Origin of the sequence: Mycobacterium simulans (genome assembly GCF_900232995.1) — a bacterium.
In the GTDB taxonomy this organism is placed as follows: Bacteria; Actinomycetota; Actinomycetes; order Mycobacteriales; family Mycobacteriaceae; genus Mycobacterium; species Mycobacterium simulans.
In genome coordinates, this window is record NZ_OCVX01000004.1 from 426,000 (window position 1) to 452,003 (window position 26,004).

At 65.9% G+C, this 26,004-nt stretch carries 23 protein-coding genes, 1 tRNA gene and 2 pseudogenes; 14 read left to right on the forward strand and 12 right to left on the reverse strand.

The window, feature by feature from the left end; all coding sequences use genetic code 11:
- Positions 1-63: 63 nt before the first annotated feature.
- The 6 genes from MSIMFI_RS18050 to MSIMFI_RS18075 all read right to left on the reverse strand — a co-directional run bounded on the left by MSIMFI_RS18050 (position 64) and on the right by MSIMFI_RS18075 (position 3,105).
- Positions 64-1,200: an epoxide hydrolase family protein gene (locus MSIMFI_RS18050; protein WP_191498485.1), complete on the reverse strand. Its 1,137-nt coding sequence runs from the start codon at positions 1,198-1,200 to the stop codon at positions 64-66.
- A gap of 4 nt (positions 1,201-1,204) precedes the next feature.
- A complete protein-coding gene (locus tag MSIMFI_RS18055) occupies positions 1,205-1,396 on the reverse strand; it encodes a hypothetical protein (protein WP_224770305.1) in 192 nt (63 codons plus the stop codon).
- Between the two features lie 39 nt (positions 1,397-1,435).
- Positions 1,436-1,507 (reverse strand) — tRNA-Val (locus MSIMFI_RS18060).
- A gap of 58 nt (positions 1,508-1,565) precedes the next feature.
- Positions 1,566-2,027 (reverse strand): peroxiredoxin, encoded by a 462-nt coding sequence (locus MSIMFI_RS18065; RefSeq protein ID WP_191498487.1) that lies wholly within the window; start codon positions 2,025-2,027, stop codon positions 1,566-1,568.
- Positions 2,027-2,449, reverse strand: a complete 423-nt coding sequence (locus tag MSIMFI_RS18070; RefSeq protein WP_186245843.1) for a DUF3052 domain-containing protein — start codon at positions 2,447-2,449, stop codon at positions 2,027-2,029. The genes MSIMFI_RS18065 and MSIMFI_RS18070 overlap by 1 nt, the downstream gene beginning before the upstream one ends.
- Positions 2,450-2,529: 80 nt before the next feature.
- A complete protein-coding gene (locus MSIMFI_RS18075; protein WP_191498488.1) occupies positions 2,530-3,105 on the reverse strand; it encodes a hypothetical protein in 576 nt (191 codons plus the stop codon).
- A 140-nt stretch (positions 3,106-3,245) separates the two neighbouring features.
- Here MSIMFI_RS18075 and aceE point away from each other — a divergent pair, with 140 nt between their 5' ends.
- From aceE to MSIMFI_RS18115, 8 genes are all read left to right on the forward strand, one after another.
- Positions 3,246-6,035 carry a pyruvate dehydrogenase (acetyl-transferring), homodimeric type gene (gene aceE / locus MSIMFI_RS18080; RefSeq protein ID WP_191498489.1) on the forward strand — a complete coding sequence of 930 codons (2,790 nt, stop codon included), beginning with the start codon at positions 3,246-3,248 and terminating at the stop codon, positions 6,033-6,035.
- A gap of 165 nt (positions 6,036-6,200) precedes the next feature.
- A complete protein-coding gene (locus MSIMFI_RS18085; protein ID WP_191498490.1) occupies positions 6,201-7,529 on the forward strand; it encodes a PucR family transcriptional regulator in 1,329 nt (442 codons plus the stop codon).
- A gap of 137 nt (positions 7,530-7,666) precedes the next feature.
- The gene (locus MSIMFI_RS18090; protein WP_191498491.1) at positions 7,667-8,584 is read left to right on the forward strand and encodes an ACP S-malonyltransferase; all 918 of its coding nucleotides are present in this window, start codon (positions 7,667-7,669) and stop codon (positions 8,582-8,584) included.
- A gap of 82 nt (positions 8,585-8,666) precedes the next feature.
- Positions 8,667-9,014 (forward strand): meromycolate extension acyl carrier protein AcpM, encoded by a 348-nt coding sequence (gene acpM / locus MSIMFI_RS18095; RefSeq protein WP_023365075.1) that lies wholly within the window; start codon positions 8,667-8,669, stop codon positions 9,012-9,014.
- Positions 9,011-10,261, forward strand: coding sequence for a 3-oxoacyl-ACP synthase KasA (gene kasA / locus MSIMFI_RS18100; RefSeq protein ID WP_186243683.1), 1,251 nt, complete (start codon positions 9,011-9,013; stop codon positions 10,259-10,261). Before acpM ends, kasA begins: the two co-directional genes overlap by 4 nt.
- Positions 10,262-10,342: 81 nt before the next feature.
- Positions 10,343-11,596, forward strand: a complete 1,254-nt coding sequence (gene kasB, locus MSIMFI_RS18105) for a 3-oxoacyl-ACP synthase KasB (protein ID WP_191498492.1) — start codon at positions 10,343-10,345, stop codon at positions 11,594-11,596.
- A 45-nt stretch (positions 11,597-11,641) separates the two neighbouring features.
- Positions 11,642-13,063: an acyl-CoA carboxylase subunit beta gene (locus tag MSIMFI_RS18110; RefSeq protein WP_191498493.1), complete on the forward strand. Its 1,422-nt coding sequence runs from the start codon at positions 11,642-11,644 to the stop codon at positions 13,061-13,063.
- A 121-nt stretch (positions 13,064-13,184) separates the two neighbouring features.
- Positions 13,185-14,072 carry a hypothetical protein gene (locus MSIMFI_RS18115; protein ID WP_191498494.1) on the forward strand — a complete coding sequence of 296 codons (888 nt, stop codon included), beginning with the start codon at positions 13,185-13,187 and terminating at the stop codon, positions 14,070-14,072.
- Positions 14,073-14,133: 61 nt separating this feature from the next.
- Here the strand turns inward: MSIMFI_RS18115 and MSIMFI_RS18120 are convergent, their stop codons facing one another.
- A complete protein-coding gene (locus MSIMFI_RS18120; RefSeq protein ID WP_191498495.1) occupies positions 14,134-15,672 on the reverse strand; it encodes a glycerol-3-phosphate dehydrogenase/oxidase in 1,539 nt (512 codons plus the stop codon).
- A complete protein-coding gene (locus tag MSIMFI_RS18125) occupies positions 15,672-16,241 on the reverse strand; it encodes a TetR/AcrR family transcriptional regulator (protein ID WP_191498496.1) in 570 nt (189 codons plus the stop codon). The genes MSIMFI_RS18120 and MSIMFI_RS18125 overlap by 1 nt, the downstream gene beginning before the upstream one ends.
- A 47-nt stretch (positions 16,242-16,288) precedes the next feature.
- Here MSIMFI_RS18125 and MSIMFI_RS18130 point away from each other — a divergent pair, with 47 nt between their 5' ends.
- The 3 genes and pseudogenes from MSIMFI_RS18130 to MSIMFI_RS18140 form a co-directional block, all read left to right on the forward strand.
- Positions 16,289-17,878: an FAD-binding oxidoreductase gene (locus tag MSIMFI_RS18130; RefSeq protein WP_191498595.1), complete on the forward strand. Its 1,590-nt coding sequence runs from the start codon at positions 16,289-16,291 to the stop codon at positions 17,876-17,878.
- Positions 17,879-17,892: 14 nt separating this feature from the next.
- A complete protein-coding gene (locus MSIMFI_RS18135) occupies positions 17,893-18,816 on the forward strand; it encodes a diacylglycerol kinase (protein ID WP_191498596.1) in 924 nt (307 codons plus the stop codon).
- Between the two features lie 416 nt (positions 18,817-19,232).
- A pseudogene (locus MSIMFI_RS18140) lies at positions 19,233-19,987 on the forward strand (PE family protein); the annotation flags it as partial.
- On the opposite strand, the gene MSIMFI_RS18145 reads toward MSIMFI_RS18140, so the two are convergent.
- On the reverse strand, positions 19,922-20,512 hold the full coding sequence (locus MSIMFI_RS18145) for a hypothetical protein (protein ID WP_191498498.1): 591 nt from the start codon (positions 20,510-20,512) through the stop codon (positions 19,922-19,924). The pseudogene MSIMFI_RS18140 and the gene MSIMFI_RS18145 sit on opposite strands and share 66 nt — an antisense overlap.
- Before the next feature lie 356 nt (positions 20,513-20,868).
- Between MSIMFI_RS18145 and MSIMFI_RS18150 the strand changes: the two are divergent.
- Positions 20,869-21,381, forward strand: a pseudogene (locus MSIMFI_RS18150) (Rv2253 family sensor-like surface protein).
- Positions 21,382-21,554: 173 nt separating this feature from the next.
- On the opposite strand, the gene MSIMFI_RS18155 reads toward MSIMFI_RS18150, so the two are convergent.
- From MSIMFI_RS18155 to MSIMFI_RS18165, 3 genes are all read right to left on the reverse strand, one after another.
- Positions 21,555-22,067 (reverse strand): DUF3145 domain-containing protein, encoded by a 513-nt coding sequence (locus tag MSIMFI_RS18155; protein ID WP_191498499.1) that lies wholly within the window; start codon positions 22,065-22,067, stop codon positions 21,555-21,557.
- Positions 22,068-22,214: 147 nt separating this feature from the next.
- Positions 22,215-23,045, reverse strand: a complete 831-nt coding sequence (locus MSIMFI_RS18160) for a serine hydrolase domain-containing protein (RefSeq protein ID WP_396820360.1) — start codon at positions 23,043-23,045, stop codon at positions 22,215-22,217.
- Positions 23,045-24,064, reverse strand: a complete 1,020-nt coding sequence (locus MSIMFI_RS18165; protein ID WP_191498598.1) for a class I SAM-dependent methyltransferase — start codon at positions 24,062-24,064, stop codon at positions 23,045-23,047. Before MSIMFI_RS18165 ends, MSIMFI_RS18160 begins: the two co-directional genes overlap by 1 nt.
- 156 nt (positions 24,065-24,220) lie before the next feature.
- Between MSIMFI_RS18165 and MSIMFI_RS18170 the strand changes: the two genes are divergently transcribed.
- Together MSIMFI_RS18170 and MSIMFI_RS18175 are read left to right on the forward strand one after the other, a co-directional pair.
- On the forward strand, positions 24,221-25,306 hold the full coding sequence (locus MSIMFI_RS18170; RefSeq protein ID WP_191498500.1) for an S-(hydroxymethyl)mycothiol dehydrogenase: 1,086 nt from the start codon (positions 24,221-24,223) through the stop codon (positions 25,304-25,306).
- Positions 25,306-25,929, forward strand: a complete 624-nt coding sequence (locus MSIMFI_RS18175; protein ID WP_191498501.1) for an MBL fold metallo-hydrolase — start codon at positions 25,306-25,308, stop codon at positions 25,927-25,929. Before MSIMFI_RS18170 ends, MSIMFI_RS18175 begins: the two co-directional genes overlap by 1 nt.
- Positions 25,930-26,004: the final 75 nt, after the last annotated feature.

Below are 26,004 nucleotides of genomic sequence, written 5' to 3' on the forward strand. Positions count from 1 at the left end.
CTGTGAAAACGACGACGCCGAAACGGCGTGTCCCGTCGGCAAATTCACAGTCGGCGAGGCGCCTCAGCGCACCGTGGCGAAGAACGCGCGCAGGTCCTCGACAAACAGCTCCGGCTGCTCAAACGCGGCAAAGTGCCCGCCGCGCGGCATGTCCGTCCAGTGGGTGATGTTGTAGACGGGCTCGCACCAGCTCCGCGGGGCCTTCAGGAGTTCCCCGGGAAACGCCGCGACACCCGTCGGCAACTCGACGCGGTCCATTTGCCCCCAAACCTTGAAGCTCTCCCAGTACAACCTGGCCGAGGAAGCGGCGGTGCCGGTCACCCAATACATCATCACGTTGTCGAGCAGCTCATCGCGGCCGAGCACGTTCTCGGGATGCCCGTCGCAGTCCATCCACGCCCAGAACTTTTCGACTATCCAGGCCAGCTGGCCCGCGGGCGAATCGACGAGGCCGTATCCCACCGTTTGCGGGCGCGTGGACTGCTGCTTGGAATAGCCGGTCCCCCACTTGCGGTGTTCGGCCAGCGCGGCCAGTGCCCGTTGTTCTGCTTCGCTCGGATTGGCCATTGTCTCGGCCGTAGGCCGGCCGATCGGCATGTTCAGATGGATGGCTGCGCAGTGGTTGCCGCCGGGGCCGCCGTTGCGGCCCATCTGGGTGGTCACCGCCGCCCCCCAGTCGCCACCCTGGGCGCCGTAGCGCTGGTAGCCCAGGCCCAGCATGAGCGTCTCCCATGCCTGCGCGATTTTCCCGACGCCCCACCCCGTGCGGCTCGGCTTCCCGGAGAAGCCGTAGCCGGGAAGAGACGGGCAGACGACGTGAAAAGCATCTTCGGCACGTCCACCGTGGGCCGTGGGATTGCTGAGCGGCTCGATCACCTTGTGAAACTCCACGATCGAGCCCGGCCAGCCGTGGGTGATCACCAGCGGAAAGGCGTCCTCGTGCGGGGACCGCTGATGAACGAAATGAATGTCTAACCCGTCGATTTCGGTGATGAACTGGTCGAAGCGGTTGAGTGCGGCCTCGCGCGAGCGCCAGTCATAGTCGTTGGCCCAATACGCGGCCAAGTCGCGGGTGTAAGCCAGCGGGATGCCCTGGCTCCAGTCGTCCACACATTCGGCTTCCGGCCATCGGGTGTGCGCCAATCGTGTTCGCAAGTCGTCGAGAACCTCGTCGGGAACATCGATGCGAAACGGCCTCATGACGCTATTGCTTGTTCGCGTCCTTGATCAACGCGCTGATCTGCTCTAGCAGTTCACGCATATCGGCACGCATCGCGTCCACGGCGGCATACAAGTCCGCCTTGGTCGCCGGCTGCTGGTCCGCTGCGGTTGACCGCACCGGCGGTGTCGTCCGTCGCGCCGCGCTGTCGCTCTGAAAGCCAGGTAGGTCACCCACGCCCACGACACTGCCATATCGGCTCGTCGCCGACAAAAGTGGGCGCGGACGGTATCGAACCGCCGACCGCTGGTGTGTAAAACCAGAGCTCTACCACTGAGCTACGCGCCCTTGAAACCACACGGCCCCGCCGCAGGCTACACGCCTAGACGCCGAGCACCCAAAACGCTCATACCTTTAAGGCCGCCAACGCATCGCTCCACACCCGCCGATCGCGGGCTTCACCGGGCTGCTTCATCTCGGCGAACCGAATGATCCCAGACCGATCGACGACAAACGTGCCGCGGTTGGAGTAGCCGGCCTTGTCGTTGAAGACGCCGTAGGACTCGCTGACCGCTCCGTGCGGCCAAAAGTCCGACAACACCGGAAACAGGAACCCACTCTGGGTCGCCCAGATCTTGTGCGTCGGCGGCGGGCCCACCGAGATGGCCAGCACCGCACTGTCGTCGTTCTCAAACTCGGGCAGGTGGTCGCGCAACTGGTCCAGCTCACCCTGGCAGATCCCGGTGAATGCCAGCGGGAAAAACACCAACAGCACATTCTTGGCGCCCCGATAGCCACTGAGCGTTACGGGCTGATGATTCTGGTCGCGCAGCGTGAAGTCCGGGGCAGTGACTCCGACGTCCAGCATCAGCGCTTTCCGGCCCGCGACTTCGGCTGGACCAATCGGCTGGCGCTCCAGTCACCCAGATTGACCGACGACGTCGGCATCAGACCCGCGGTGGGCGCCGCCTCGGCGATCTCGGCGGGAAGCACGTGACCGGGCCGGCCCGTCTTGGGCGTCAACACCCAGATCACGCCGTCCTCGGCGAGCGGGCTGATCGCGTCCATCAGGGTGTCCACCAGGTCCCCGTCGCCGTCGCGCCACCACAGCAGAACGACGTCAATAACCTCGTCGCTGTCCTCATCGAGCAACTCACCGCCGCACGCTTCCTCGACCGCAGCGCGGATGTCGTCGTCGGTGTCTTCGTCCCAGCCCCATTCCTGGACAAGTTGGTCTCGTTGGATGCCCAGCTTGCGGGCGTAGCTCGGGGCGTGATCCGCCGCGACCACCGTGGAACCTCCTCTAACCATCCGCACTCCGTGCGATGGGCCCTATCGTCGCACAGTCGCGTCCGCGCACATACCACTACCTAGTAGGACGCCATGCACAGTTTCAGCGCCTTGGTCTTCGTGTCGTTGAGCTGATCGACTCGCCTGTTGAACTCCCCCGTCGCCGCGTGCGTGCCGATGGCGTTGGCCACCGCGCGCGCCGCATCCATATAAGCATTGACCGCATCGCGCATCTCCGCCGACAGCGCGTCACTGAAACTGCCGGAAACCGCCGTGGCGCTGTTGTTGAGCGCCGCAATGGCCGGGCCTTCCGTCGGACCCGTGTTGCGGCCGGCGTTAAATGCCGCGACGAAGGCGTTCACCTTGTCGATCGCGTCCTTACTCGTGGTCGCAAGCGCGTCGCAGGAGGTGTGAATCGCCTTGGTCGTCAATGATTGTTGCCGCTGGGACTCCCGGACACTCGACGTCGCGGATGACGCCGATATCGACGCGGACACCGAAGACCGGTAGGCCCCGGCGACGTTGGTGTCCGGTGTCGCCGTACCTTCGGTGACGCTGGTACATCCCGCCAGGTTGATCACGCCCATCAGCACTATCGCAACACACCCGAGCGCCAGAGCGCCTCGTCTGGGGACGGCACGCCATCCGATGAGCACGGCTCATGACGTTACCGGGTTCCGGTCTCAACTGTCCCACCTGTACCGGGTTGGATTCGGCACCCGGCGGCTACCCGCCTGGCACAGCGGTGCGGCACGATAGGGGTAGGGACCACGCCGCCAACAACAGGAGTAGTGCGTTGACCACCGAGTTCGCCCGCCACGATTTGGCCAAAACCACAAGCAGCGCAAGCGAACACGACCGTGTTCGGGTGATCCGCGAAGGTGTGGCGTCTTACCTGCCCGACATCGATCCCGAGGAGACGTCGGAATGGCTGGAGTCGTTCGACGAGCTCCTCGAGCGCTCGGGGCCGGCGCGGGCGCGCTACCTGATGTTGCGACTGCTCGAACGCGCCGGCGAGCAGCGGGTGGCCATACCCGCATTGACGTCGACCGACTACGTCAACACCATCCCGACCGAGCTGGAGCCGTGGTTCCCCGGCGATGAGGACGTCGAACGCCGGTACCGGACCTGGATCAGATGGAACGCGGCCATCATGGTGCACCGCGCGCAACGACCAGGCGTGGGCGTCGGGGGCCATATCTCCACCTATGCATCGTCCGCGGCGCTCTACGAGGTCGGTTTCAACCACTTCTTCCGGGGCAAATCGCACCCCGGCGGCGGGGATCAGGTGTTCATCCAGGGCCACGCGTCCCCCGGGATATACGCGCGCGCCTTCCTCGAGGGCCGGTTGACCGCCGATCGGCTTGACGGGTTCCGCCAAGAGCACAGTCACGCCGGTGGTGGGTTACCGTCCTATCCACACCCGCGGCTCATGCCGGACTTCTGGGAATTCCCGACGGTGTCGATGGGCCTGGGCCCGCTCAACGCCATCTACCAGGCCCGGTTCAACCACTACCTGCATGACCGCGGCATCAAGGACACCTCCGACCAGCACGTGTGGTGCTTCTTGGGCGACGGCGAGATGGACGAGCCCGAGAGCCGCGGCCTGGCCCATGTGGGCGCACTGGAAGGCCTGGACAACCTGACCTTCGTGATCAACTGCAACCTGCAGCGCCTCGACGGCCCGGTGCGCGGCAACGGCAAGATCATCCAGGAGCTGGAGTCGTTCTTCCGCGGGGCCGGCTGGAACGTCATCAAGGTGGTGTGGGGCCGCGAATGGGATGCCCTGCTGCACGCCGACCGCGACGGCGCGCTGGTGAACCTGATGAACAGCACCCCCGATGGTGATTACCAGACCTACAAGGCCAACGACGGCGCCTACGTGCGCGACCACTTCTTTGGGCGCGACCCACGCACCAAGGCGCTGGTGGAGCACATGAGCGACTCCGAGATCTGGAATCTCAAGCGCGGCGGCCACGACTACCGCAAGGTCTATGCCGCCTACCGCGCCGCCGTCGACCACAAGGGACAGCCGACAGTCATCCTGGCCAAGACCATCAAAGGCTATTCGCTGGGGGCCCACTTCCAGGGCCGCAATGCCACTCATCAGATGAAAAAGCTCGCGCTGGAAGACCTTAAGTATTTCCGGGACGCCATGCGCATTCCGATCAGCGATGCTCAGCTCGAGGAAGACCCCTACCTGCCGCCGTACTACCACCCAGGCCCGGACGCCCCGGAGATCCGTTACCTGCTCGACCGACGCCGCACCCTAGGCGGCTTCGTCCCCGAACGCCGGACCAAGGCCAAGGCGCTGACCTTGCCAAGCCGCGACATATACAAAGCGCTGAAGAAGGGCTCGGGACAACAGGAGGTCGCCACCACCATGGCGACGGTACGCACCTTCAAAGAAGTGTTGCGGGACAAAGAAATTGGTCCGCGAATTGTTCCCATCATTCCCGACGAGGCCCGTACCTTCGGGATGGACTCCTGGTTTCCGTCGCTCAAGATCTACAACCGCAACGGCCAGCTGTACACCGCCGTCGACGCCGAACTGATGCTGGCCTACAAAGAAAGCGAAGTCGGCCAGATCCTGCACGAGGGCATCAGCGAAGCCGGCTCGGTGGGCTCATTCACCGCAGCCGGCACCTCGTATGCGACACATGACGAGCCGATGATCCCGATCTACATCTTCTATTCGATGTTCGGGTTCCAGCGCACCGGCGACGGGTTTTGGGCCGCGGCCGACCAGATGTCCCGCGGGTTCGTGCTCGGGGCCACCGCCGGGCGCACCACGCTGACCGGTGAGGGCCTACAACACGCCGACGGCCACTCGCTGCTGCTGGCCAGTACCAATCCGGCGGTCGTCTCTTACGACCCGGCGTTCGCCTTCGAAATCGCTTACATCATCGAAAGTGGTCTCGACCGCATGTTCGGGAAGAACCCGGAGAACGTCTTCTTCTACATCACCATCTACAACGAGCCATACGTGCAGCCACCAGAGCCGGCGAACTTCGATCCCGAGGGACTGCTGCGGGGTATCTACCGCTACCACGCGGTGCGAGAACAACGCGCCAGCGCGGCTCAGATCCTGGCCTCCGGGGTGTCGATGCCCGCCGCGCTGAAGGCATCCGAGATGCTGGCCGCCGAATGGGATGTCACCGCGGACGTGTGGTCGGTGACCAGTTGGGGTGAACTCAACCGCGACGGGGTGGCCATCGAAACGCAACGCCTGCGCCACCCCGACCAGCCGGCGGGCGTCCCGTACGTGACGAAGGCGCTGGAGAAGACCAGCGGCCCGGTGGTCGCCGTATCGGACTGGATGCGGGCGGTCCCCGAACAGATCCGCCCCTGGGTCCCCGGCACCTACTGCACGCTGGGCACCGACGGCTTCGGCTTTTCCGACACCCGGCCCGCCGCTCGTCGCTACTTCAACACCGACGCCGAATCGGTGGTGGTAGCAGTGCTGGAGGCGCTGGCCCGCGACGGCGAGATCGACCCGTCGGTGGCGGTCGCGGCCGCCCGTCAGTATCGGATCGACGACGTGCGGGCCGCGCCCGAGCAAACCTCTGATCCAGGTGTGGCCTAACCACGTTGCGCGCCACAGCCGCGTGGCGTTCGACGTCGAACGTCACGACAGCGTGGCGTTCGACGTCGAGCGTCACGACAGCGTGACGCTGGCTGCGCGGTCGAAGCGGACCACCACGCCCGTCCTTTGGCGGGATCTTCCAGAATTTGGGCGTAGCTTTTAGGGGTGAACGACAACCAGTTTGCGGGCCCTTTTGCCGCTAGGCCCAGGTCGCCCCTGGAACTACTGGAGACCGTGCCCGAGTCACTGCTTCGGCGGTTGAAGCAATACTCGGGCCGGCTGGCCACCGAGGCGGTCTCGGCCATGCAGGATCGATTGCCGTTCTTCGCCGACCTGGAGGCCTCCCAGCGGGCCAGTGTCGCGCTGGTGGTTCAGACGGCGGTGGTGAATTTCGTCGAGTGGATGCACGACCCGCACAGCAACGTGAGCTACACCGCGCAGGCGTTCGAGCTGGTGCCACAGGATCTGACCCGACGCATCGCGCTGCGCCACACCGTGGACATGGTGCGGGTCACCATGGAGTTCTTCGAAGAAGTAGTGCCGCTGCTGGCCCGCTCCGAAGAGCAGTTGACCGCGCTGACGGTGGGGATCTTGAAATACAGCCGCGACCTGGCATTCACCGCGGCGTCGGCCTATGCCGATGCGGCCGAAGCGCGAGGCACCTGGGACAGCCGGATGGAGGCCAGCGTCGTCGACGCGGTGGTACGCGGCGACACCGGTCCCGAGCTGTTGTCCCGCGCGGCCGCGTTGAACTGGGACACGACCGCACCGGCAACGGTGGTGGTGGGCACCCCGGCACCCGGACGCGACGGCCCCAACAGCCCGCACGGCAGCGCCCGGGCCAGCCAGGACGTCCGCGATATCGCCGTCCGCCACGGCCGAGCGGCCCTCACCGACGTGCACGGCACCTGGCTGGTGGCAATCGTGTCGGGCCACTTGTCGCCCACCGAGAAGTTCCTGAAGGACCTGCTGGACGCCTTTTCCGACGGACCGGTGGTGATCGGGCCAACGGCACCCATGCTGACGGCGGCCTACCACAGCGCTAGCGAGGCAATTTCCGCGATGAACGCAGTCGGCGGCTGGCGCGGCGCACCACGCCCCGTACTGGCGCGAGAACTCTTGCCAGAACGTGCCCTGATGGGAGATGCATCGGCGATCGTCGCGCTGCATACAGATGTGATGCGCCCCTTGGCCGACGCTGGACCGACTCTCATCGAGACGCTGGACGTTTACTTAGATTGTGGCGGCGCAATTGAGGCTTGTGCCAGGAAGTTGTTCGTTCATCCAAACACCGTCCGATACCGACTCAAGCGGATCACCGACTTCACCGGGCGCGATCCCACCCAACCGCGTGACGCGTATGTCCTGCGAGTGGCGGCGACGGTCGGCCAACTGAACTACCCGACGCATCATTCCAGCGTCGGGAACAATGCGGTCTCACCCCTTCCGCTGCCGCTCAGAGGGGGTACGGTAGCTCCGTCGGGGGGAGAGTGATTTAGATGACAGGGTGCGGGCTGATCTCAAACGCGGAGCTTACGGGCCTGTTTTGTAGGGTGTATACAAAAACCTAAGACGAGGTTCATAATCTGTTACACCCCGCAAAACCGTCTTCACAGTGTTCTCTTAGACACGTGATTGCGTTGCTTGCACCCGGACAGGGTTCCCAGAGCGAGGGAATGCTGGCGCCGTGGCTGGAACTGCCAGGCGCAGCAGACCGGATCGCGTCGTGGTCGAAGGCCACTGGCCTCGATTTCGCCCGTCTGGGCACCACCGCCTCGACCGAGGAGATCACCGACACCGCCGTCGCCCAACCACTGATCGTTGCCGCGACCCTGCTGGCTCACGATGAGCTGACCCGGCGTGGTCTGCTCGCTGATCAAGACCTCATCGTCGCTGGCCACTCCGTGGGCGAAATCGCGGCCTACGCCATCGCCGGCGTGATGGGCGCCGACGACGCCGTCGCGCTGGCCGCCACCCGCGGCGCCGAAATGGCCAAGGCGTGCGCTGCCGAGCCGACCGGCATGTCGGCGGTGCTCGGCGGCGACGAGGCCGACGTGCTGACTCGACTCGAGCAGCTCGACCTGGTCCCCGCCAACCGCAACGCCGCCGGGCAGATCGTCGCCGCTGGCCGGCTGACCGCTTTGGAGAAGCTCGGCGAAGACCCGCCGGCCAAGGCCCGGGTGCGTGCGCTGGGTGTCGCCGGGGCGTTCCATACCCAGTTCATGGCACCGGCGCTTGAAGGCTATGCCGCGGCGGCGGCCCGCATCGTGACCGCCGAGCCCACCGCCACGCTGCTGTCCAACCACGACGGCAAGCCGGTGGAGTCTGCCGCGGCGGCGATGGAGACCCTGGTCTCTCAGCTCACCCAGCCAGTGCGCTGGGACCTGTGCACCGCATACATCCGTGAGCACAGCGAGAACAATGTCACGGCGATCGTGGAGTTCCCCCCCGCGGGCACCCTCACCGGCATCGCCAAACGCGAACTTCGGGGGGTTCCGACGCGCGCCGTCAAGTCACCCGCAGATCTGGACGAGTTGGCAAGCCTGTAACCGCCGGCTCGGCCAAAAGGCCAGAACCACAAAAGTACGTCAGTTCGATTGATACACAACACATTATGAAGGGAAGCTAGCTGTGGCCGTATCTCAGGAAGAAATCATCGCCGGTATTGCCGAAATCATCGAAGAGGTCACCGGTATCGAGCCGTCCGAGGTCACCCCGGAGAAGTCGTTCGTCGACGACCTGGACATCGACTCGCTGTCAATGGTTGAGATCGCTGTGCAGACCGAGGACAAGTACGGCGTCAAGATCCCCGACGAGGACCTTGCCGGTCTGCGTACCGTCGGTGACGTCGTCGCCTACATCCAGAAGCTCGAGGAAGAGAACCCCGAGGCCGCCGAGGCGCTGCGCGCCAAGCTGGAGTCGGAGAACCCCGAGGCTGTTGCCAACGTCAAGGCGAGGCTGGAAGCAGAGAGCAAGTGACCAAGCCTTCCACTGCTAATGGCGGGTACCCCAGCGTTGTGGTAACCGCCGTCACAGCGACGACGTCGATCTCGCCGGACATCGAGAGCACGTGGAAGGGGCTGTTGGCCGGCGAGAGCGGCATCCACGTGCTTGAGGACGAGTTCGTCACCAAGTGGGACCTGCCCGTCAAGATCGGTGGCCACCTGAAGGAGCCGGTCGATAACCACATGGGCCGGCTGGACATGCGACGCATGTCCTACGTCCAGCGGATGGCCAAGTTGTTGAGCGGTCAGCTCTGGGAGAGTGCCGGCACCCCCGAGGTCGATCCGGACCGGTTCACCGTCGTGGTCGGTACCGGCCTTGGCGGCGCCGAGAGGATCGTTGAGAGCTACGACCTCATGAACGAGGGCGGCCCCCGCAAGGTGTCCCCGCTCGCGGTTCAGATGATCATGCCCAACGGTGCCGCGGCCGTGGTGGGCCTCCAGCTCGGGGCCCGTGCCGGAGTGATTACCCCGGTGTCGGCCTGTTCGTCGGGCTCGGAGGCGATTGCGCACGCGTGGCGGCAGATCGTCATGGGTGACGCCGACGTCGCCGTCTGCGGCGGTGTCGAGGGCCCGATCGAGGCGCTGCCCATCGCGGCGTTCTCCATGATGCGGGCCATGTCGACCCGGAACGACGACCCCGAAGGGGCATCGCGCCCGTTCGACAAGGACCGTGACGGTTTCGTGTTCGGCGAGGCCGGGGCGCTCATGCTCATCGAGACCGAAGAGCACGCCAAAGCCCGCGGCGCCAAGCCGCTGGCACGGTTGATGGGTGCAGGTGTCACCTCAGACGCCTTCCACATGGTGGCGCCCGCGGCGGACGGGGTCCGTGCGGGTCGGGCGATGACACGGGCAATGGAGTTGGCGGGCTTGTCCCCCAAAGACATCGACCACGTCAATGCGCACGGAACGGCGACGCCGATCGGCGATGCCGCGGAGGCCAACGCCCTCCGGGTTGCTGGCTGCGAGCACGCTGCGGTGTATGCGCCGAAGTCGGCGCTGGGCCATTCCATCGGCGCTGTCGGTGCGCTCGAATCCCTACTCACGGTGCTGACGTTGCGGGACGGCGTCATCCCCCCGACCCTGAATTACCAAACCCCTGATCCCGAGATCAACCTTGATGTTGTCGCGGGCGAACCTCGCTACGGCGATTTCCGTTACGCGATCAACAACTCGTTCGGGTTCGGCGGCCACAATGTGGCGCTCGCCTTCGGGCGTTACTGAGCACGGCGTCCGGCGATGACGCGGGCCGCAAACGGCCCGAGGGGGAGCCGGACAGATACGGAAGGGACGTTCGCAAGACAAATGACGGAGCTGGTTACCGGGAAAACGCTCCCGAATGTAGTTGTCACCGGCATCGCCATGACGACCGCACTGGCAACTGACGCCGAGACCACGTGGAAGTTGTTGCTCGACAGCCAAAGTGGGATCCGTACGCTCGACGACCCATTTGTCGAGGAGTTCGACCTGCCGGTTCGCATCGGCGGTCACCTGCTGGAGGAGTTCGACAGCCAGCTGACCCGCGTCGAGCTGCGTCGGATGGGTTACTTGCAGCGGATGTCCACCATTCTGAGTCGTCGGGTGTGGGAAAACGCCGGCTCCCCGGAGGTCGACCCCAACCGCTTGATGGTGTCCATCGGCACCGGGTTGGGCTCGTCGGAAGAAATGGTGTTCAGCTACGACGACATGCGGGCCCGTGGGATGAAGGCGGTCTCCCCGCTGGGCGTGCAGAAGTACATGCCCAACGGCGCCGCCGCGGCGGTGGGTCTCGAACGGCATGCCAGGGCGGGGGTTATCACGCCCGTGTCGGCGTGTGCGTCCGGCTCCGAGGGCATCGCTCAGGCCTGGCGGAATATCGTTTTCGGTGAGGCCGACGTCGCGATCTGCGGCGGCGTCGAGACCAAGATCGAAGCCGTCCCGATCGCGGCGTTCGCGCAGATGCGCATCGTGATGTCCACCAAGAACGATGACCCTGCCGGTGCTTGTCGCCCGTTCGACCGAGACCGCACCGGCTTCGTGTTCGGCGAAGCCGGCGCGCTGATGGTGATCGAGACCGAGGAGCATGCAAAGGCTCGCGGCGCCAACATCTTGGCCCGTCTGATGGGCGCCAGCATCACCTCGGACGGGTACCACATGGTGGCGCCGGACCCCAACGGCGAACGGGCCGGGCACGCGATGACCCGGTCAATTCAGCTCGCCGGCCTGACGCCGGGCGATATCGACCACGTGAATGCGCACGCCACCGGGACCTCGGTGGGCGACGTTGCCGAGGGCAGAGCCATCAACAACGCGCTGGGCAGCAACAGGCCGGCGGTGTACGCACCGAAATCTGCCCTCGGCCACTCGGTTGGCGCGGTCGGTGCGGTGGAGTCGATCCTGACGGTGCTCGCGTTGCGGGATCAGGTCGTTCCGCCGACACTTAACCTGGAAAACCTCGATCCAGAGATCGACTTGGACGTGGTGGCGGGTAAGCCGCGGCCGGGCGACTACAAGTACGCCATCAACAACTCGTTCGGATTCGGCGGGCACAACGTGGCACTCGCCCTCGGGCGGGACTGACCCCGCGCTGCTACCCAGAGCATCACTCGGAACAGGGGACCTGCGATGACAATCATGGCCCCCGAGGCGGTTGGCGAGTCGCTTGACCCCCGCGATCCACTGCTGCGTCTGAGCAATTTCTTCGACGACGGCAGCGTCGAACTGCTGCACGAGCGTGACCGCTCGGGTGTGCTTGCCGCGGCGGGCACCGTCAACGGTGTGCGCACCATCGCGTTCTGCACGGACGGCACCGTGATGGGCGGAGCCATGGGCACCGAAGGCTGCGCTCACATCGTCAACGCCTACGACACCGCAATCGAGGAGCAGAGCCCGATCGTGGGCATCTGGCACTCCGGTGGTGCTCGGCTGGCCGAGGGTGTGCGGGCGTTGCACGCGGTCGGCACGGTGTTCGAGGCCATGATCCGCGCATCCGGCTACGTTCCGCAGATCTCGGTGGTCGTCGGCTTCGCCGCCGGCGGGGCCGCGTACGGACCCGCGCTGACCGACGTCGTCGTGATGGCGCCGGAAAGCCGGGTGTTCGTCACCGGGCCCGACGTGGTGCGCAGCGTCACCGGCGAGGACGTGGACATGGCGTCGCTCGGCGGACCGGAGACCCACCACAAGAAGTCCGGGGTGTGCCACATCGTCGCAGACGATGAACTCGACGCATACGAGCGCGGCCGGCGGTTGGTCGGATTGTTCTGCCAGCAAGGGCATTTCGACCGCAGCAAGGCCGAGGCCGGTGACACCGACATCCACGCGCTACTGCCCGAGTCCGCTCGGCGGGCTTATGACGTGCGTCCGATCGTGACCGCGATCCTGGACGAGGACACACCTTTCGACGAATTCCAGGCGAATTGGGCACCGTCCATGGTGGTCGGGCTGGGCCGGCTGTCCGGCCGCACGGTTGGCGTTCTGGCGAACAACCCGCTGCGGCTCGGGGGCTGCCTGAACTCCGAAAGTGCCGAGAAGGCAGCGCGTTTCGTGCGGCTTTGCGATGCGTTCGGGATCCCGCTGGTGGTGGTTGTCGATGTGCCCGGCTACCTGCCGGGTGTCGACCAGGAGTGGGGCGGCGTCGTGCGCCGCGGCGCCAAACTGCTGCACGCCTTCGGTGAATGCACCGTTCCGCGCGTCACCCTGGTCACCCGAAAGACCTACGGCGGGGCCTACATTGCGATGAACTCCCGTTCGTTGAACGCGACCAAGGGGTTCGCCTGGCCGGACGCCGAGGTTGCGGTGATGGGCGCCAAGGCGGCCGTCGGCATCCTGCACAAGCGCAAGCTCGCCGCCGCACCGGACCACGAACGCGAGGCGCTGCATGACCAGTTGGCCGCCGAGCACGAGCGGATTGCCGGAGGCGTGGATAGCGCCATCGACATCGGTGTGGTCGACGAGAAAATCGATCCCGCGCATACCCGCAGCAAGCTCACCGAAGCGCTGGCGCAAGCGCCAGCGCGCCGCGGCCGCCACAAGAACATCCCGCTTTAATAGCGCGAGCAGACGCAGAATCGCACGCGGAAGGCCTTCCGCGTGCGATTCTGCGTCTGCTCAGCGAGCGTTATCCACACGGTGACTGGCCAAGGCGAGGTAGCTTTCGCATGCTTTCGCGGTGCACCCAGATGCGACAGCACTCCTCGAGAAGTCCGGCGGGTTCGCCACCACCGCGCAGCTGCTGAAAGTCATGACCCGTCAACAGCTCGACGTGCAGGTCAAAAACGGTGGCCTCGTTCGCGTCTGGTATGGCGTCTACGCGGCTCAAGACCCAAACCTGTCGGGCCGCTTGGCCGCCCTCGACCTCTTCATGAGACGGCATGCCGTAGTTTGCATGGGCACAGCAGCGAAGTTGTACGGGTTTGACGTGGAGAACACGAATACCATTCACGTGCTAGATCCCGGCGTCCGAATGCGTCCCACAGTCGGCCTAATGGTTCACCAACGCACCGGCGCTCCGCTGCAACGGGTAGCAGGTCGTCTGGCTACCGCACCGGCCTGGACGGCTGTGGAGGTCGCGAGGCAATTGCGCCGTCCGCGAGCACTGGCAACTCTCGACGCCGCACTGCGTTCGACTCAGTGCACACGCAACGAGATTGAAGCCGCCATTGTTGAACAGCGGGGGCGCCGGGGCATTGTCGCAGTGCGAGAATTATTGCCCCTTGTCGATGCGCGTGCGGAGTCCGCAATGGAAAGCGAGGCTAGGCTCGTCATGATCGACCATGGGCTGCCGCTTCCGGAGCTCCAGTATTCGATATACGGCCGCGACGGCGAACTATGGCGAGTCGACTTCGCATGGCCGGACGCACGTTTGGCGGCAGAATACGAAAGCGTCGAATGGCACGCGGGCCGCAATGAAATGCTGCGAGATAAAGCACGCTGGGGCATGATCCAAGAGCTCGGCTGGACGATCGTCCCGATCGTTGTCGACGACGTGCGGCACGAACCGTACCGCCTTGTGCAGCGAATCGCCACCCACCTAAGCCGTCCCCGCATGGCAAGCTAACCCCGCCGAGCAGACACAGAATCGCACGAAAACGCCTCGTGGAGTACGACTCTGCGTCTGCTCAGCGGGCGGCCGCGAGGAACTCCTCTGCTACGGCAACCACTCTCGCGCGGTCGCGCGGCACCAAGCCAATCCTGGTCCGCCGATCGAGAATGTCGTCGACATCGAGCGCGCCCTCGTGGCTGACGGCGTATTCGAACTCCGCCCGGGTGACATCGATTCCGTCGGCGACCGGCTCGGTAGGCCGTTCGCAGGTAGCGGTTCTGATGACGTTTGGGGCCTCGGCCCCGTAACGGGCGACCAGTGACTCCGGCAATCCGCCACTCGGCCCCGCGGCGGGCCCGGGGTTGGCTGGTGCCCCAATCAGAGGCAGGTTGCGGGTCCGGCAATCAGCGGCGTGCAATTGCCGCAGGCTGATCGCACGATTGAGGACATCCTCTGCCATGTAACGATATTCGGTCAGCTTGCCACCGACCACGCTGATCACGCCGGATGCCGACTCAAAAACGGCGTGGTCACGCGACACATCGGCGGTGCGGCCTTCACCGGTATCGATCAACGGCCGCAACCCGGCGTAGGCACCGATTACATCCGAAGTCTGCAGCGCGGTCCCCAACGCTGTGTTCACCGTGTCGAGAAGGAACGTGATCTCCGCCGAAGACGGCTCTGGCACATCGGGAATCGGGCCGGGAGCGTCTTCGTCAGTCAACCCAAGGTACACCCGACCGAGCTGCTCGGGCATGGCGAACACAAATCGGTTGACCTCACCCGGAATCGGAATGGTCAGCGCTGCAGTCGGATTGGCGAACGCACTGGCGTCGAAGACGAGATGCGTTCCGCGGCTGGGCCGCAACTTCAGCGAGGGGTCGATTTCGCCGCCCCACACTCCCGCCGCGTTGATGACGGCGCGCGCGGAAACATCGAACGATTGCCCGGTGCGCTGGTCGGTTAGTCGGACCGACGTTCCGGTGGCCTTGGACGCCGCCACGTGGGTGAGGATCCGCGCGCCGTGTTGCGCCGCGGTGCGCGCTACCGCGGTGACCAATCGGGCGTCATCGATCAACTGCCCGTCGTAGGCCAGCAACCCACCCCGAAGTCCCTCACGCCGTACGGTCGGCGTCATCTCCACGACGCGCTGTGTGGAGATCGTTCGCGACCGGGGCAGCGTCGAGGACGGTGTACCCGCCAGCATCCGCAGCGCGTCGCCGGCCAGAAGCCCGGCGCGAACCAGCGTGCGCTTAGCGAAATTCATTGACGGCAACAACGGAACCAGCTGCGGCATCGCATGAACAAGATGAGGAGCGTTGCGCGTCATCAGGATTCCGCGTTCGATGGCGCTGCGCCGGGCGATGCCCACATTGCCGGTCGCGAGATACCGCAGACCGCCGTGCACCAGCTTCGAACTCCAGCGGCTGGTGCCAAACGCCAGATCGTGCTTTTCCACCAGGGCCACCCGAAGGCCGCGGGACGCGGCGTCCAGGGCGATGCCAACGCCGGTGATGCCGCCGCCGATGACGATGACGTCGAGTGGTTCGCCGTCGGCGAGAGCCGCGAGGTCGGCGGTCCGGCGCGCAGCATTGAGAGCGGTCGAGTTGGTCATCAGGACAAGTATCCGTTCAGTGCGTAGGCGAGTTCGGTGGTCAGTGCATCGCGATCGAGGATCGGCCGGATGATTTGTGCGGACTGAATCGCCGACTGGGTGATCAGCAGCACCATCGCGGCCAGCTGCCATGGGTCGCCGGGGCGGACACTGCCTTCGCGCTGCGCTTCTGACAGCCAGTTGGCAACCGTCTCGATCAGAATCCGCTGGCTGCGGCCGAGGCGTTCGGTGATATAGACCATCACCATCTCCGAGCGCAGGATCGATACGACCACTTCGTCGTCCAGCAGGCTGGTGGCCACCGTGGCGATCCGTTCGCCCAGCGCCCCCCGGCCCTCGCCGTGCCGTGGCACCGCGCGCAACGTCCGAGGGGCGTGGAGGGTCAGCAGATCCGCCACAATCGACTGAGTATCCGGCCAGCGGCGATACACGGTCGGCCGGCTCACACCCGCACGGCGTGCAATCTCGGCGAGGGTCACCCGGTCCACACCGAAATCGATCACGCAGGTCTCCGCGGCACGCAGTATCCGGTTCCCGATGTCCGCAGGCTCATTACTGATTGACACCATGTGTAATACTGTAACGCATGACGCATCTCGAGGAACTCCTTCCGCCGATGAAATGGAACGCGTGGGGAGATCCCGCCGCCGCCAAACCGCTTTCCGATGGCATCCGATCTTTACTGAAACAGGTTGTGGGCCTGGACGATTCGGATGAGGTCGAACTCGAACCCGACCAGGTTCGGTTGCGCCCGTCGGCTTTGTCGCAGGCGGATCACGATGCACTGGCCGAGATCGTCGGCGCGGAGTATGTCCGTACTGCCGACCGCGATCGGCTGCTACACGCCGGCGGCAAGTCCACGCCCGACATGCTGCGGCGGAAGGACCGAGGCGTCCAGGATGCTCCCGATGCGGTGTTGCTGCCCGGCGGCCCCAGCGGCGAGGACACCGTCGCCGCGATCCTGCGCTACTGCTCCGAACACGGCATTGCCATCGTGCCTTTCGGGGGTGGCACCAACGTCACCGGTGGGCTCGATCCCACACGCGGTCAGTTCAGCGCTGTGGTCTCACTGGATTTGCGGCGCTTCAACCAACTGCACTCCCTCGACGAGGTGTCCGGCATCGCCGAATTGGGCGCCGGTGTCACCGGCCCGGAGGCCGAACGCCTTCTCAGCGAGCACGGCTTCTCGCTCGGGCACTTCCCGCAGAGCTTCGAGTACGCCACGATTGGTGGTTTCGCGGCCACCCGGTCGTCGGGCCAGGACTCGGCAGGCTACGGCCGGTTCAACGACATGATTCTCGGTCTACGCATGATCACCCCGGTGGGCATCTGGGATCTCGGTCGGGTTGCGGCGTCGGCGGCCGGACCGGACTTGCGCCAGGTGGCGATCGGCTCGGAAGGCACCCTCGGCGTCATCACCAAGGTGCGGCTGCGGGTGCATCGGGTACCCGAAACGACTCGCTATGAGGCATGGTCGTTCCCGGACTTCGCCACCGGGGTCGCGGCTCTGCGCGCCATCACCCAGACCGGCACCGGACCCACCGTCGTGCGACTATCCGACGAAGCCGAGACCGGAGTCAACCTCGCGACCCACGAAACGATCGGCGAAAATCAGTCCACCGGAGGCTGTTTGGGGCTGACCCTGTTCGAGGGCACCAAGGAGCACACCGAAAGCAGGCACGCCGAGACGCGCGCGCTGCTGGAAGCCCACGGCGGCAAGTCGTTGGGCGAAGGCCCAGCCCAGACCTGGGAGCACGGCAGATTCAGCGCACCCTACCTGCGTGACTCGCTGTTGGCCGCGGGTGCGCTCTGCGAGACCCTGGAGACGGCCACCGACTGGTCCAACATTCCGACGCTGAAAGCCGCTGTGACCGAAGCACTTACCAGCTCGCTGGCCGAATCGGGCACACCGGCGCTGGTGATGTGTCACGTCTCGCACGTCTATCCCACCGGCGCGTCGTTGTACTTCACTGTGGTCGCCGGGCAACGCGGCAATCCGATCGAACAGTGGTTTGCCGCTAAGAAAGCCGCCTCCGACGCGATCATGGCCAACGGCGGCACCATTACCCACCACCACGCGGTCGGTTCCGACCACCGGCCCTGGATGCGCGACGAGGTGGGCGATCTGGGCGTGCAGCTGTTGCGTGCCGTCAAGGCAACCTTGGACCCGGCCGGAATTCTCAATCCCGGCAAGCTGATTCCGTGACCGCAGAAAGCACCATCACCGGGCAACTGCGTCGGCGTGAGATCGCTAAAGTGACCGCGCTGACCAATCCCCTCTCGGGACATGGCACCGCGGTAGGCGCGGCGCAGCACGCGATCGCCCGGTTGAAGCATCGCGGTGTGGAGGTCGTCGAAATCGTCGGCGAGGACCCGGAAGACGCGCGCTATCTCGTCGCCGCAGCGCTCGAGAAGGGCACCGACGCGGTCGTCGTCACAGGCGGCGACGGCGTGATTTCCAATGCCCTGCAGGTGTTGGCGGGCACGGACGTCCCGCTGGGAATCATCCCGGCGGGTACCGGTAACGATCATGCCCGTGAATTCGGTATTCCCACAAAGGATCCCGAGGCCGCCGCGGACATCGTCATCGACGGGTGGACGGAAACCATTGACCTGGGCCGAATTCGCGACGGCAAGGGCGTGAACAAGTGGTTCGGAACCGTCGCGGCAGCCGGATTCGATTCTCTGGTGACCGATCGCGCCAACCGGATGAGCTGGCCGCATGGTCGGCTGCGCTACTACATCGCGATGCTTGCCGAGCTGTCGCAGCTGCGGCTGTTGCCGTTTCGGATGGTGCTCGACGGAACCACGGAGATCGACTCCGATCTCACGCTTGTCGCCTTGGGCAATACCCGCAGCTATGGCGGCGGGCTATTGATCTGCCCCAACGCCGATCACTCGGACGGCCTGCTCGACATCACCATGGCCCAATCGGATTCCCGTACCAAGCTGCTCCGCCTGTTCCCGACCATTTTCAAAGGCTCACATGTCGAGCTGGACGAGGTGAGCACGGCACGGGCCAAGACAATCCACGTCGAGTGCCCCGGTATCAACGTCTATGCGGACGGCGACTTCGCCTGCCTACTACCCGCCGAGATCTCCGCGGTGCCGGCCGCGCTGCAGATTCTGCGACCCAACCGGTAGTCGGCGGACCCAAGCCTGCGTGGCCAGGGGCCGGAGGAGCCGGCGGCTCCGGTGTTACCAATGGATCCGGTGGCTGGCGGGTCCGGTGAGTCCGGCGGCACGCTGTACGGCACCTCCGGCGCGGCCGGCCCGCATGGCTGACATAGGTGCAGACCGACCGCACTGCCGCACTGGTCAGGTGGCACCAGCAAACATGACGTGCTGTTCGCCGAGATCTCCGCGGCCTCGGCCGCGCTGCAGGTGCTGCGTCCCTGCTAGCAACGCGCTATACGCACGACTGTGCAATTCGCAAAGCTGCGTTGGCAATGTTGTGCACTGTGACGGTGCGCCGGCACGACGCGGGCCGGATCGTTAGCAGGACAGCAGGTTGTTGGAGGCGCGACATGTCATTTGTAAGCGTGGCACCGGAGTTTGTGATGGCGGTGGCAACACGGCTGGGCACCATTGATTCGACGATCAGCGCAGCCAGCGTGGCGGCGGCAGCCTCGACGACCGAGCTATTGCCCGCGGCCGGCGACGAGGTGTCGGCCGCCATCGCGGAGTTGTTCGAGACGCACGCTCACCAGTATCAGCAGCTCAGCGTCCAAGCGGCGACGTTTCATCGGCAGTTCGTTCAGGCCCTGACCGGCGGCGCGGGTGCCTACGCTAGCGCCGAGTCCGCCAATGCCTCCGCCCTGGAAACGCTGCAGCAGAACGTTCTCAATGTAATAAACGCGCCCACCACCGTGCTGCTGGGGCGCCCGCTGATTGGCGACGGCGCCGCAGGGGGAACTATCAACGGCGTGGGCCAGCCCGGCGGAGCGGGCGGTCTGCTGTATGGCAACGGCGGGGCCGGCGGGGGGGGGGCCCAACGGGGGGGGGGCGGCGGCGGCGGGGGGGCCGGGGGGGGGGGGGGGGAGGGGGGGGAGGGGGGGGGCGGGGGGGCGCGCGGGGGGGGGGGGGGGGGGGGGGGGGGGGGGGGGGGGGGGGGGGGGGGTGGGGGGGGGGGGGGGGGGGGGGGGGGGGGGGGGGGGGCGACAGCGGCGTAAATACCGGCGGTGATGGTGGGATTGGCGGCAACGGCGGCGCCGGCGGCAATGCCGGATGGCTGTCCGGCACGGGCGGTTCAGGCGGCAACGCCGGTACCGGCGGTGATGGCGGCGCAGGCGGCGAGGGCTTCGGCAGGAACGGCCGTGGCGGTTTCGGCGGCGCCGGCGGCCAGGGCGGTGACGGCGGCGCCGGAGGCAATTCGGGATGGCTGTCCGGCACGGGCGGGTCTGGGGGCCACGCCGCCACCGGCGGCGACGGCGGCATAGGCGGCCGAGGCGCAAACCCTCCCGGTGGTGACGACGACGGCCGCGGCGGCCCCGGCGGGCCCGGCGGCCGCGGCGGCGACGGCGGAGCGGGGGCTCCCGGTGGGTCGCTGTACGGCAACGGCGGCAGCGGCGGGAATGCCGGGGCCGGCGGCGCTGGCGGCAAGGGCGGCTTCGGCAAGGGCGGTGTTGCATCCGCCGGCGCAAGCGGCGACGGCGGCACCGGAGGGAATGGCGGCGACGCCAAGCTGATCGGCAATGGTGGTAACGGTGGGTCCGGTGGGTCCGGTGGGTCCGGAAGTAACCCTGGGTCTGATGGAGCCGACGGGGCCGGCGGGGCCGGCGGGTCGCTGTCCGGTAGTTCCGGCGTACCTGGCGCTAACGGTTGAAGCGGCTGCAGGCAAGTCGTTCACCGTGTCGTCGCGTCGCGCACCATTACCAAGCACAGCTACGCCGTGCGGGCCGGGTGCATTGACCGCTAATCATCAAATTTGCTTGTGCCAGCATGGCTTTGATTCGCTAATGCTCGGTTAACCGCCTCGGCCAGCTGGTCTGATACCGCCGCTGGCGAGACAGCGCCCCTCGCATTGGCGCAAGGCCGCAATTCGACAACAACCGACCCCGCGCGGGGGTTTTCCGGCACCACGCGGGTTCTCTTCACCACGTTGTCGGGCTAGCGGGCGGCCGGTGCAGGCCGAATGTGTAACAACCCGATCGCTGAACGCGACATCTTGGCAGACGCGCTCGCGAGGGAGGATGAATGTCCGGACTTCGCAAGACCGCGCTCGTCGCCTTGGCGGCTGCGTCGCTGGGAGGCTTGCTAGCTCCTGCAGCGTTCGCCGGTGAGGTTGCGTCGTGAAACGGGCAGTACATTCTGACGCTGTCCGCCAACGCGAAGACAGGCACCAGCATGGCGGCCAGTCAGCCAGAATATGCCCACCGGACCAGCGTCTCCATCAGCTCGAGCTGCTCAGCGAGCAGCTGTGTCGCCACAGTGAATGACCCTCCCCCGCGCAAGAATGAATCCATGCCGCGGACAATCGAATTCACCTGGAATGGGTCTCAGTGGATACGTGAGATGAGCTGGAACTGGGACTGCCTACTACCCGACGGCACCATCGAATACGACCCGGCGAAATCGATAACGGTCTACACGCCAGGCGATCACGGAATCCTCACCGGCGTCTTCCATACCGATATTGCGAGCGGCGCGTGCACGGGCAACGTCGATATGCCGGTGTCGGCAAAGCCGGTCTCAGTGCCGGTTAACTAGCCAATGGTGGTGCCCCGCTGCGCCCTACGTCCTGTGGTGTCGACCCGCTGCGCCCGGCGTCCCGTGGTGTCGACCCGCTGCGCCCGGCTACGCCGCGCTTGCGATCGCCACTGCCGCGCTTGCGATCGCCACTGCCGCGCTTGCGATCGCCACTGCCGCGCTTGCGATCACCACTAGCCCACGCCCCGGCTGAGCCAGGTCACTTCACCGGCATCGCCGCCGTCGCGGTACACCTCGAGCGCCTCGTCCCACGCCGTTCCCAGCACCGAATCCAGTTCGGCGGCCAACGTGTCGGCGCCCTGCGCCATCATCGCCCGCAGCCGCATCTCCCCCACCATGATGTCGCCGTTGGCGCTCATCGCACCGCTCCACAGTCCGAGTTGCGGGGTGTGGCTAAATCGCTGGCCGTCGACTCCGGGGCTGGGATCCTCGGTGACTTCGAACCGCAGCACCGACCAGGAGCGCAACGCGTTGGCCAGTCGCGCCCCGGTGCCCACCGGTCCGACCCAGTTGGTGACCGCGCGCAACTGGCCGGGCATGGCCGGCTGCGGCGTCCAGACCAGGTTCGCCTTGGCCTGCAGGGTCGACGACAACGCCCACTCGACATGCGGACACACCGCCGCGGGCGAGGCATGGACGTACACCACACCGGCCGTCACGTCGGCGAATTGATTCGACGCACGCATCTGTTGCTCCTTCGGTTCCACGAGGGACGTCTTCCCCAACGACCTGGTGAACCCGACAAAGCAGGATGCTTGCTGATATTTGTGTGTCTTGCGTGTCTATTGTGCCTTGTGAGGCCCCTGTTGCGCTAGTGTGCAGTTTCTCAAATATCAGTCGGCCAGCACGCGGTCGCTGAGCGCCGGCCAAAGATCGAGCGCCCAGTCTCCAAAATCGCGGTCCGTGAGCACCACCAGCGCCAGGTCGGCCTCAGGATCTGCCCAGATAAAGCCGCCCGATTGGCCGAAATGGCCGTACGTCCGCGCCGAGTTGCGCGCGCCCGTCCAGTGCGGCGACTTCGAATCCCTGATCTCAAAGCCCAGCCCCCAGTCGTTGGGCCGCTGGACGCCGTAGCCGGGCAACACACCATCCAGACCCGGAAACTGCACCGCGGTGGCTTCGGCGTGCATCTGCGCCGAGACCGTCGACGGACGCAGCAGGTCACCCGCAAACGCCGCTAAGTCGGCAATCGTCGAGGTGGCCCCGAACCCGGCGGCTGCGGCACCGCCATCGAGCTGGGTTGTTGCCATGCCCAGTGGCTCGCACACCGCCTCGGCGAAATACCGGCCGAACTCGATTCCCGACTCCCGCTGCACGCTTTCGGCCAGCACTGCAAAACCAAAATTGGAATACATCCGTCGGGTGCCGGGCCGAGCCAGCGTCTGATTGGAGTGCATCGCCAGACCCGAGGTATGTGCCAGCAGGTGGCGAACCGTGGAGCCGGGCGGGCCGGCCGGGGTGTCGAGGTCGACGACCCCCTCCTCGACGGCGATCTGCGCGGCGCGGGCCACCAGGGGCTTGGTCACCGACGCCAAGACAAACACCCGCGCGGTGTCGCCATGGGTGGCGAGCACTCCGGCGGGTCCGACCACCGCGGCGGCGGCATTGGCCACCGGCCAATCGGCGAGGGGGTCCAGCGCGGCTAAGGCGCTCGAAGCGGGCACTATTTGGTGGCGATGTAGTAGTTGTTGATCGGGTCAGACTCGATCTCTGCTACCCGCACGTCGGCAAACCCGGCAGCGGCGAGCATCGAGGTGGCCAGCTGCCATCCCCACGCCGTACCGAGTCCGGCCCCGCCCAGCGCCAGCGACACCGTCATGCAATGCATCAACGAGGTCGTGTAGAGGTAGGTGCTCATCGGGACCCCGATGTTTTCCTCGAGTCGGCTCGACGCCTTGATGTCGGCCATCAGCAGGACACCACCGGGCCGAAGTGCGCGGTAGATGTTTGCCAGCACCTGCGCCGGTTGCGCTTGATCGTGGATGGCGTCGAACACGGTGATGACGTCGTACGCCGCGGCCTTGTCTAGTTGAGCCAGATTGTGACTTTCGAAGCTGGCGTTGGTCAGGCCGAGGCGATTCGCCTCCGCAATGCCCGCAGCGATCGCCTCGTCGGAGAAGTCGATCCCGGTAAACCGGCTCGCCGGAAACGCCCGCGCCAGCACGTTGATCGCATGGCCGCTGCCGCAGCCGAAATCGGCGACGTCCGCGCCGCTACGTAGGCGCCCCGGGAGTCCGTCGACCAACGGCAACACGACGTCGACGAGCGAGGCGTCGAAGACCGCGCCGCTTTGCTCGGCCATCAGCTTGTGGAAGCGGGGATATTCGCTGTAGTGCAGCCCGCCGCCCGTTCGGAAACAGTCGATGATTTTCTGTTCGACATTGCCGAGCAACGGGAGAAACTGGGCCACCACGGCGAGATTGTCCGGCCCGGCCGCGCGGGTCAGCACGGCCGCTCGGTGGTCAGGCAGCGAGTAGGTGGCGGTATCGGCGTCGTAGTCGACGATCTGCCCGGTGGTCATGCCGCCCAACCACTCCCGGACATACCGCTCGTTGAGCCCCGCGGCCTCGGCGATCCGGCCGCTGGTGGAAGGTGGCAGCCCAGCCATCGTGTCCAGCAGCCCGGTCTGATGTCCCACGCTCACCAGAATCGCCAGGCTGGCGCTGTCGATGGCCGCAACCATCCGTTCGCTGAATTCTTCAGTGGTCTCGGTTGCCGTCACGCTTGGACTCTATCCGTCGAGCCTGCGTTCACTGCCACCCTTTCATCCGGATGGGCACTCTCAGCGCAGGATCGGCGCCGCCGACGAAGGCTCGACGCCAAACAGTAGGTTGGACCCATGAGTCAGACAGTGCGCGGCGTGATTTCACGTAAAACTGGTGAACCCGTTGAGCTGGTGGACATCGTCGTTCCCGAACCCGGACCCGGCGAGGCCGTCGTCGACATCGCCGCATGCGGCGTGTGCCACACCGATCTGACCTACCGCGAGGGCGGCATCAACGACGAGTACCCCTTCCTGCTCGGCCACGAGGCCGCGGGCACTGTTGAAGTGGTCGGGCCCGGGGTGACGACGGTGGAGCCGGGCGACTTCGTGATCCTGAACTGGCGAGCGGTGTGCGGCCAGTGCCGGGCCTGCAAACGCGGCCGGCCGCAGTACTGCTTCGACACCTTCAACGCCGAGCAGAAGATGACACTGACCGACGGCACCGAACTCACCCCGGCACTGGGCATCGGCGCGTTTGCCGACAAGACGCTGGTGCACTCCGGCCAATGCACCAAGGTCGACCCGGCTGCCGATCCCGCCGTCGCCGGCCTGCTGGGCTGCGGACTGATGGCCGGTATAGGCGCAGCGATCAACACCGGTGCCGTTACCCGGGACGACACGGTCGCGGTGATCGGCTGCGGCGGCGTGGGCGATGCGGCGATCGCGGGGGCCGCGCTGGTGGGTGCCAAACGGATCATCGCCGTCGACACCGAAAACACGAAATTGGACTTGGCCCGCAAATTCGGTGCCACCCACACCGTCAACGCCCGCGAACTCGATGTCGTCAAGACCATCCAGGACCTCACCGACGGCTTTGGTGCCAACGTGGTGATCGACGCCGTCGGCCGGCCGGAGACGTGGAAGCAGGCCTTCTACGCACGCGACCTCGCCGGAACCGTTGTGCTAGTAGGAGTTCCGACGCCCGACATGCGCCTCGACATGCCGCTGGTGGACTTCTTCTCCCACGGCGGCGCGCTGAAGTCGTCCTGGTATGGCGACTGCCTGCCCGAACGCGACTTCCCCACCCTGATCGACCTGTACCTGCAGGGCCGCCTTCCGCTGGACAAGTTCGTCTCCGCGCGCATCGGGCTGGGCGACGTCGAGGATGCGTTTCACCAGATGCATGGGGGCAATGTGCTGCGGTCGGTGGTGGTCTTGTAGTGGCCTCGATCGAACGGGTCGTCACGCACGGCACATTCGAACTCGACGGCGGCAGCTGGGAAGTCGACAACAACATCTGGCTGGTCGGCGACGACTCCGAGGTGGTGGTCTTCGACGCCGCCCACGACGCGGCCCCGATCATCAATGCCGTCAGGGGCCGCAACGTGGTCGGCGTCGTGTGCACGCACGGCCACAACGACCACGTGACTGTGGCTCCCGAACTCGGTGCGGCCCTCGACGCACCGGTGCTGCTGCATCCCGGCGATGACGTGTTGTGGCGAATGACTCACCCGAACAAGGACTTTCGCACTGTCAACGACGGAGACAGGTTGCGCGTGGCGGGAACGGAGTTGCAGGCGCTGCACACGCCGGGCCACTCCCCCGGATCGGTGTGCTGGTATGCCCCAGAACTTGGCACCGTGTTCAGTGGCGACACCCTGTTCTCCGGCGGGCCCGGCGCAACCGGCCGCTCCTACTCCGACTTCCCGACGATCCTGCAGTCAATATCCGGTCGGCTCGGCAAGTTGCCCGGCGACACCGTCGTGCATACCGGGCACGGTGACAGCACGATCGTCGGCGACGAGATCGTCCATTACGAAGAATGGGTGGCCCGCGGCCATTAAGTCCGCCCGCGAGCGTGCGCAGATTGTCAGCCGTACCGGCGTGTCGGCGAACAGACACGCACGCTCGCCACAACA